We start from the raw sequence: 8478 nt of genomic DNA, 5'->3' as shown, positions 1-8478 counted from the left end.
GCACCACCCCCGCCCGATACGGGTTCCCCCGCCTTGTCCGGCCACGGAGCAAGCTGCACCACGGCTTCCAAACCGGCGACCTGGTCCGGGCCAACGTCCCGGCAGGCAAGAAGGCCGGGGTTCACGCCGGGCGAGTCCTGGTCCGCTCCTCCGGCTCGTTCGACATCACCACCCGGCACGGCCGCGTCGCCGGGATCAACCACCGGCACGTCCGTCACCTTCAACGCGCGGACGGCTACGGCTACACCACCCGGAAAGAAGTCGATCAAAATGACCGACCGGTCAGAGCACGCTCGGGCCTTGACGGCCCTCCCTCTCCCGATTCCTCCCCGGCCTGAAGGCCGGGGCATCCTGGTGACGGCGGTCAGCCGTAGCGCCACCCACACCTTCGGCAAGTTCACGGAACCCGCCATCCGGCTGCTGGCCGGGCTGGGCGTGGAGGGGGACGCGCATCTCGGGGTGACCGTGAAACACCGGTCGCGGGTGGCGCAGGATCCCACCCAGCCCAACCTGCGCCAGGTTCATCTGATCCAGGCCGAGCTCCACGACGAACTGCGGGCCGCGGGCTTCTCGGTGGCCGCCGGAGAGCTGGGGGAGAACGTCACCACCCGGGGCGTCGACCTGCTCGGCCTGCCGGTGGGGACGCTGCTCAGACTGGGGCGGGACGCGGTGGTGGAGGTGACCGGGCTGCGCAATCCCTGTGGGCAGATCGAGGGTTTCCAGAAGGGCCTGCTCAGGCAGGTGGTGGGCCGGGACGAGAACGGTGAGCTGGTCCGCAGGGCCGGGGTGATGGGCGTGGTGGTGGCGGGCGGTGAGGTGCGGCCCGGCGATCCGATCGAGGTGGAGCGGCCACCGCTCCCGCACCGGCGCCTGGACCGTGTCTAGGTCCATAACGCCATGTCGAAGCCGATAAGTGTGTGGTTGGCTGTCTCCAATGGACATCTCATCGCGGGTTTCCGCCTACCTCCGGGCATATGACGAGCAGCTCCGGGCCCGGCCGATGCCGGGTCGCACGGCCGAGAGGATCGGGCCGCTGCTGAGGGTCGTGTCGAACGGCCACGGCCAAGGTTTCCTGACATATCGTGACCTTGGTGGTTTGGAGGGTGTCGAGCTGGACGCCTTCATCGCGCGCCAGCGGGACTTCTTCACCCGGGTCGGGCGCGAGGTCGAGTGGAAGTACCACGGCTATGACCTGCCCGCCGACCTGCCCGAGCGGCTCGCGGTGGCCGGGTTCGAGGCGGGGGAGCGGGAGACGGTGCTCGTCGGCGAGGCCGGTGAGCTGGCCGGTGCCCATGTGCCACCCGCCGGGGTGCGGCTGCGCGAGGTGGCGGGGCGAGATGACCTGGAGCGCATCCGCGAGCTGGAGGAGACGGTCTGGGATGCCGACCACGGCTGGCTGCCCGGCATGCTGGAGCGCGAGCTCGCCGGTCCTGGAGATCCGTGCACGGTGGTGATCGCCGAGGCGGGCGGGCAGTTGGTGTGCGCGGCATGGGTGCGTTTCCACGAGGGCACCGACTTCGTCTCCCTGTGGGGCGGCTCGACCCTGAAGGAGTGGCGGGGCAGGGGTATCTACCGGGCGATGGTGTCGTACCGGGCGGAGCTGGCGGTGGCGCGAGGTTTCCGCCTGGTGCAGGTGGACGCCTCCGATGCCAGCCGTCCGATCCTGGCCAGGCTCGGCCTGGAGGCGATCACGACGACGACGCCGTACGTGTGGGTGCCGCCGACCCTCTGACCTGGCACCGCCCGCTGGAAGCAGTATGGGATGAATTATTCCGTTCTGGTAGCTTGAAGTGGATCAAGACGAGGCCGCGTCGCCGCGACTCGCGACGAGAGGACACGCATGCCCGAGGTGCTCAGCCGGCGCGCGCTCAACCGGGCCACCCTGGGGCGGCAGCTGCTGCTGGCCCGCGCCGAGCTGTCCGCGCTGGAGGCGGTCCGGCACCTGTACGGTATGCAGGCACAGGCCCCCAACCCTCCCTACGTCGGGCTCTGGGCACGCCTGGCCGGGTTCGCCCACGACGACCTCGCCCGGTTGATCAACGAGCGCCTGGTGGTGAGGCTGGCGCTGATGCGCTCCACCATCCACCTGGTCACCGCCGACGACTGCCTGGTGCTTCGCCCGCTGCTGGGACCGCTGCTGGCGCGGGGCCTGCGGGGTATGCACAGCAGGGGCCTGGCCGGCGTGGACCTGGACGAGCTGACCGCCGCGGGGCGCGAGCTGGTGGAGGAGCGTCCGCTGACCTTCCGTGAGCTCGGGGCGGTGCTGCGGGAGCGGTGGCCGGATTCCCCCGCCGACGCCCTCGCCGCCGGGGTGCGCAACACGCTGGCGCTGGTGCAGGTCCCGCCGAGAGGCATCTGGGGGGTGGGGGGTCAGGCCACCCACACCACCGCGGAGGCATGGCTGGGCCGGTCGCAGGAGGAGCGGCCCTCCGCCGAGGAGGCGATTCGCCGCTATCTCGCCGCCTACGGTCCCGCCACGGTGATGGACGTCCAGCAGTGGTCGGGCATGACCCGTCTGGGGGAGATCGTCCGCGGGATGGGCCTGCGGACCTTCGTGACCGAGGACGGCGCGGAGCTGTTCGACCTGCCCGAGGCGCCGCGCCCCGGCCCCGAGACCCCTGCCCCGGTGCGTTACCTCTCGGAGTTCGACAACACGCTGCTGTCGTTCGCCCCGCGGACCAGGACCCGGATCACGGAGGAGGAGTATCGGGGACGGATCTTCACGGTCAACGGCATCATCAAGGCGACGGTACTGGTCGACGGCTTCGTACGGGGAATGTGGAAGGTGACGGGGAAACGGGGCGAGGCGATCCTGGAGGTGGAGCTGTTCGCGCCGGTGAGCGCGGGGGAGCGGGCGGACCTGGAGGTCGAGGGAGCACGCCTGCTCGACTTCGTCGCTCCTGAGGCGTCATCTCGCGACATCCGCTTCCGCGAGGCCTGACCGCGGGTCGCGCCGCCTCCCCGCCGCGCCGGCCGATGGGTCAGGTGGGCGGTGCCGGGGCTTCGGGGAGTTCTGAGGCGAGGTCTCGCCACCCGCCGGCGCGGGGTGCCGGAGACGGCCTTTTCGTGGTGAAGGGCGAGTGCCCTGAAATGGCGTGCCGCCTTTTCCCGAGGTGTGTCCGTGGTCTGCGCTGTCAGGGCGAAGAACCTCGATGAGGCCCTGGCGGGCCATCGATGAACAGCGTTGTGGTAAATGGGGTCATGTGAAATTATCGGTTAAATATGGTGATTTCCGGATTAAGGCATGCCATGAGACGTTTGATCGCTCTGATAAGTGCTCTCCTGTGCGCCGCCGCGCTTGTCGCGGTTCCCTCGGCCGCAGCCGCAGAGGCCCCTGGAATCCGGCTCAAGCTGCGCTTCGGGTGGTGTGAGACCGCCTGTGTGATCCATGTCACCGTCACGAACAAGAGTCGTCGTCACATCGACTGGGTGGGGGGCAAGTGCACCCTCCGGGTCAACGGGCGCGTAGTGGGAAAGGGGCAGGTCTATATAGGCTCCATCAAGCGTGGTGGGTCTCGCACCAGCCGATGTTCCGTCGTCGACTCGCGCCTGGAAAAGGCCTGGTGGAACTACTACAACGGCGATGCCGACTTCAACACGTATGCCACCGTCAACGCCATTTATCACTACCGATACTAGAATTCATCTGCCATATCGGATGTCCTTAACCGGGTGAACCCGGCCAGGGGCTTCACCACCGGGGCGAGGGTGTCCCCGGGCCCTGGTCCGATCGGCCGGCGGCCGGGATCGATGGTTATCAGGCCAATTCTGGAAATTGGCCGTTCTCCCGGCCGGAGAGATGCTCGATGATGTGCCCATGATCTCTGTCAGTGCCCTCGCGGGTATCGCCGCAGTCGCCCTCGGCCTGGTGCTCACTCCCGGCCCCAACATGATCTACCTGGTGTCGCGGTCCGTGACGCAGGGGCGCTGGGCCGGGCTGATCTCGCTGGCGGGCGTCGCGGCGGGCTTCCTGGTCTACCTGCTGGCGGCGGTGGCCGGGATCGCCACGATCTTCGCGATGGTGCCCGCCGTCTACGTCGCGGTCAAGCTCGCGGGCGCCGGGTACCTGCTCTGGCTGGCCTGGAAGACGGTCAGGCCCGGCGGTGAGCCGATCTTCGCCCCCGGCGCCCTCCCCGCGGACCCGCCGCGGCGGCTGTTCTCCATGGGACTGGTCACCAACCTGCTCAACCCCAAGATCGCCATCCTGTACGTGTCGCTGCTGCCCCAGTTCGTCGATCCGGCCCGGGGTGACGTCGGCACCCAGAGCCTCCTGCTGGGAGCCACCCAGATCGTCATCGCCCTGTCGGTCAACGCGATGATCGTGCTGACCGCGGGCTCGGTCGCGACCTTCCTCGGCCGGCGGCCCACCTGGATGCGCGTGCAGCGCTACCTGATGGGCACCGTGCTCGCGGGCCTCGCCATTCGCATCGCCGGCGACCGTTCACCCGCCGTGGCCGCCTAGGGAGCCGTTCTCGCCGGTGCCGGCCCGTCGCGATGTCGTCCAGATACGCCTTGAGACCCGGCCCGGGGTAACCCCTCCGGCGCGTGACACCCGGGCCGCCAGGCGCTCGTGCGGGAGCCCCATGTCGTAGTCGGCCTGGCCTGCCTGGCGGGAAACCTCCTGGATACGGGGTGGGGCGGGCCCGGCCGGGTGGCCGCGCTCCGGTTCTCAGCCGTGACTGAGGTCGATGACGCAGAAGACGTTGCCCTCGGGGTCGGCGAGGACCACGAAGTCGGGGTCGTCCGGGTAGAGGTCCCAGGCGACCCGTTCGGCCCCCAGTGACACCAGCCGCTCCACCTCTGACGCCTGCCCGGCGGCGTCGGGGACGAACAGGTCGAGGTGCATCCGGGGATGCCGGTGCACCGGTGTCCGGCTGACGTCGAGTGCCAGCGGGACGCCGTTCCCCTCCACCGGGTCGATCACGGTCCAGTCGTCCCCGGTCTCGCCCTCGCGGGGCGCGTAGTCCAGCGCCCGCGTCCAGAAGTCGACGGCACGTCGCATGTCGGTGACGCCCAGCACCACCTGTCCGATCCTCACCATGTGCCGATCCTGGCAGCAATTCCCGGCAGGGGGGAACCCGGAGGATCCCGGCCGCGGCCGTTGACGCGAACACGGCCACCGGGCACGGTCGCGGCCGTGCTTCCAGATGTGCTCCCCGGCGTTCGAGGGAAGGCGCAGGCCTCTCGTCAACTAGGGTTGACGTAGAGTTGGTGTCAACCTATATTGACATTCATGGGCGATGCGCGGGCACCGAGACGGTTTCAACGCGTGGCCGTATACGGGCCATGGCTGTTCCGCCGGCCCCCGGCGGGCGGTGTGCCATCGCGCCCGCTCCCTCATCCGATCAAGGAGGTTTGTGATGTCCGTTGACGTCGTGATCGCCGGCGGCGGCCCGAACGGGCTGATGCTGGCCTGCGAGCTGAGCCTGGCAGGCGTCCGCCCGGTGCTGCTGGAGCGGTTGCCGGAGCCGGGCGAGGAGCCCAGGGCCAATGGCCTGGTCGGGCAGGTGGTCCAGGTTCTCGACAGCCGGGGCCTGTACCGGCGGTTCACCGGCGCCTCACACCCCCCGGTTCCCGTGCCGTTCTTCATGTTCGGCGGCATGCACCTGGACCTGAGCGCGCTGGACCCGGGCCCGCTGCACATCCTCCCGATCCCGCAGCGCCGCCTGGAGCAGCTGTTACAGGAGCGGGCGCTGGAGCTCGGGGTGGAGATCCGGCGCGGCCACGAACTGGTGGACCTGGCGCAGGACGGGGACGGTGTCACGGTCGCCGTCCACGCCCCCGGCGGAGACTACGAGCTGCGCACCCGCTATCTGGTCGGCTGCGACGGAGCCCACAGCGTCGTACGGAAGCGGGCGGGTATCGGCTTCCCCGGCGTCACCGCCGAGGACGTCGTGTCGCGCAGCGCCCACGCAGTCCTGCCCGCCTCGGTGCTCGACCCCGCGACCGGCGAGCTGCTGCTGGCCGGGGCACGCTGGAGGCCGTTCATGATCCACCGAACCGCACACGGCGTGTTCGCCCTCGCGTCGTTCGAGCCGGGCGTGCACCTCGTGACCACCATGGAGTGGGGGCGGGGACAGATCGACGAACGGGTGCCGATGACCCTGGAGGAGTTGCGTGACAGCGCGCGCAGGGTGCTCGGGGCCGACCTGCCGATGACCCCGCCCGCGGGTCGAGGACCCCATGTGCTCCGCCGCCTCACCGGCGGCAACACCCGCCTGGCCGACCGCTATCGCGCCGGTCGCGTGCTGGTGGCCGGGGACGCCGCGCACGTCCACTCCGCGGTCGGCGGTCCCGGGCTCAACCTCGGCCTGCAGGATGTCGTGAACCTCGGCTGGAAACTCGCCGCCGAGGTTCACGGCTGGGCGCCGCCGGGACTGCTCGACACCTACCACGGCGAACGGCACCCCGTGGGCCGGCGGGTCGTCATGCACACCCGGGCGCAGGCCGCCCTGCTCGCTCCTGGCGAAGAGGTCACCGCGCTGCGCGCACTCTTCGCCGAGCTGCTCGAACACCAGGAGAACCGGCGGCACATCGCCGAGCTCGTGGCGGGTTCGGACATCCGCTACGACATGGGGAGTTCCTGTCCGGTTCCGCACCCCCTCCTCGGCCGTTCGGCACCGGATCTCTCCCTCGTCACGGACGCGGGCACCATGCGGCTCGCGGACCTGACGCACGGCGCCCGGCCGCTCCTCCTCGACCTCAGCGGGGGCGACGAACTGGATGAGACGGTGGCGGGCTGGAAGGACCGGGTGGACGTCGTCACCGCCACTTCCAGGCGGCGGGTCCCCGCCGGGTTGCTGATCCGCCCGGACGGCTACGTCGCCTGGACGGCCCCTGACGAGGAAACGGGCGACCCCGTGAGCTTCGGCCTCCGGGAGGCGCTGGCCACCTGGTTCGGCGACCCCGCATAGGTCTTCTCGTTCCGCGCCGTCCCCGTGGCCATCGGCTGCGGCCAGATCGACTACCGGGTGTACGTCACGACGGCCGGCGAACCCCGGGTCTGGTTCTTCTGCACCGGACTCGATCATCCGCTGGTCGCCGTGCCGAAGTGGTTGTGGGGCATGCCGTGGGACCGCACGCGTATCGACATCGCCGCGAGCTGGGAGGCGGCCCCCGCGCGCCGGCGGCTGGAGGCCGCCAACGCCGCCTGCGAGGCGGCGACGGGCGACGACCGCGGGTCGTCTCCGGGTGAGGCCGTCGGGCGTGAACAAAGTCCGCCCACGCTTCGACTAACCGTATGAAAATCAAACGGAGCGGGGGGGACATGGCGGGCAGTGGCGAGCTGTTACCGGGGGATCCGGTCCGGTTGGGGGCCTACTGGCTGGCCGGGCGCCTGGGCTCGGGCGGGCAGGGCGTCGTCTACGAGGCCTATGACGACGACGGCCTGCGGGTGGCGGTCAAGGTCCTCTACGGCGATCCCGGGCTGAACCACGGCATCGCGCGGGAGGTGACCGCCGCGGAGCGGGTCGCCTCGTTCTGCATCGCCAGGGTGCTCGGCCACGACCTCGCGGCGCCGAAGCCGTACATCGTCAGCGAGTACATCGAGGGGCCCAGTCTGCGGGGGTTCCTGCGCGAGCGTGGCGGGCTCGGTGGTGCCGACCTGCACCGGCTCGCGGTCGCCGTCGCCACCGCGCTCACCTCGATCCACGAGGCCGGGGTCATCCACCGCGACCTCAAGCCCGACAACGTCCTGCTCGGTCCCGACGGACCCCGGGTGATCGACTTCGGCATCGCCAGGACCGTGGAGATGTCGCTGACCTCCACCGGCCTGGTCGCCGGGACGCCGACCTACATGGCGCCGGAGGTCCTCACCGGGCAGCGCGCCGGCATGCCGGCCGACGTGTTCGCGTGGGGAGCGATCATCCTGTTCGCGGCCACCGGCCGCGACCCCTTCCGGGCCGACAGCCTGGGTGCCGTCATGTACCGAGTCCTGTCGCTCGACCCCGATCTGGGCGACCTCGACGACCCGTTGCGTGCCCTCGTCGCCTCGGCGCTGGACAAGGATCCCGCCTCCCGCCCCACTGCCCGCGAACTGCTGATGGGCCTGCTCGGAGGGGGGACCGACCCGTTGAAGGCCGGGGCCAGGGCCGCCTCGGGGATCCGTACCCCCTCCGGCGACCCGTCGCTCGGCGCGCGGGCGGAGGAGGTCTTCGCACGGCTCACGCCCGAGTCGAGGGGACTGGTCGCCGAGGCCTTCCTGCGCATGGTCGGTGTCGACGCCGACAGCGAGGACACGGTCCGGCGCGTCGAGCGGGCGGAACTCCCGGCGGGCGCGGACGAGGTGCTGGCGGCGTTCGCCGCGGCCGGCCTGGTCACCTCCGGCGGGGACGAGGTCACGATCTCCCGGACGGCCCTGCTGCGGGCCTGGCCCCGGCTCCGGGAGTGGGCCCTGGCTCAGGGGGACAACGTGGTGCCCATCCCCGGGACGCGGAAGCTCCACTGGCTCGGGGACAACGCGGCCGCGGTCGACCTGCA

The 8478-nt window shown here is 70.6% G+C and carries 9 protein-coding genes and 1 pseudogene; 9 read left to right on the top strand and 1 reads right to left on the bottom strand.

Annotation, left to right across the window (positions count from 1 at the left end):
* The 6 genes and pseudogenes from ABZ260_RS40410 to ABZ260_RS40385 form a co-directional block, all read left to right on the top strand.
* Positions 1-338, top strand: a pseudogene (locus ABZ260_RS40410) (hypothetical protein); the annotation flags it as partial.
* Entirely contained in the window at positions 301-885 is a 585-nt protein-coding gene (locus tag ABZ260_RS40405; RefSeq protein WP_355628194.1) for an MOSC domain-containing protein, read from the top strand. The pseudogene ABZ260_RS40410 and the gene ABZ260_RS40405, both read left to right, overlap by 38 nt.
* A 49-nt stretch (positions 886-934) precedes the next feature.
* A complete protein-coding gene (locus tag ABZ260_RS40400; RefSeq protein ID WP_355628191.1) occupies positions 935-1732 on the top strand; it encodes a GNAT family N-acetyltransferase in 798 nt (265 codons plus the stop codon).
* 108 nt (positions 1733-1840) lie between these two features.
* Positions 1841-2941 (top strand): winged helix DNA-binding domain-containing protein, encoded by a 1101-nt coding sequence (locus ABZ260_RS40395; RefSeq protein WP_355628188.1) that lies wholly within the window; start codon positions 1841-1843, stop codon positions 2939-2941.
* Positions 2942-3258: 317 nt separating this feature from the next.
* Positions 3259-3639: a hypothetical protein gene (locus tag ABZ260_RS40390; RefSeq protein ID WP_350923749.1), complete on the top strand. Its 381-nt coding sequence runs from the start codon at positions 3259-3261 to the stop codon at positions 3637-3639.
* 178 nt (positions 3640-3817) lie between these two features.
* Complete coding sequence (locus tag ABZ260_RS40385; RefSeq protein ID WP_350964825.1) at positions 3818-4462, top strand: LysE family translocator; 645 nt, start codon at positions 3818-3820, stop codon at positions 4460-4462.
* A gap of 207 nt (positions 4463-4669) precedes the next feature.
* Here ABZ260_RS40385 and ABZ260_RS40380 read toward each other — a convergent pair whose 3' ends face one another.
* Positions 4670-5041 (bottom strand): VOC family protein, encoded by a 372-nt coding sequence (locus ABZ260_RS40380; protein WP_355628185.1) that lies wholly within the window; start codon positions 5039-5041, stop codon positions 4670-4672.
* Positions 5042-5360: 319 nt separating this feature from the next.
* Here ABZ260_RS40380 and ABZ260_RS40375 point away from each other — a divergent pair, with 319 nt between their 5' ends.
* The 3 genes from ABZ260_RS40375 to ABZ260_RS40365 all read left to right on the top strand — a co-directional run.
* Entirely contained in the window at positions 5361-6914 is a 1554-nt protein-coding gene (locus tag ABZ260_RS40375) for an FAD-dependent monooxygenase (RefSeq protein ID WP_355628182.1), read from the top strand.
* 24 nt (positions 6915-6938) lie between these two features.
* Positions 6939-7244 carry a DUF2071 domain-containing protein gene (locus ABZ260_RS40370; RefSeq protein ID WP_355628180.1) on the top strand — a complete coding sequence of 102 codons (306 nt, stop codon included), beginning with the start codon at positions 6939-6941 and terminating at the stop codon, positions 7242-7244.
* The coding region (locus ABZ260_RS40365) for a protein kinase (RefSeq protein ID WP_355628177.1) at positions 7241-8478 on the top strand (1238 nt) is incomplete at its 3' end. The genes ABZ260_RS40370 and ABZ260_RS40365, both read left to right, overlap by 4 nt.

The sequence above is a fragment of the Streptosporangium sp. NPDC006013 genome (assembly GCF_040614275.1).
Classification (GTDB): Bacteria; Actinomycetota; Actinomycetes; order Streptosporangiales; family Streptosporangiaceae; genus Streptosporangium.
The sequence above is the reverse complement of the archived record's forward strand: the minus strand, read 5'-3'. Positions and strand labels throughout refer to the sequence as shown.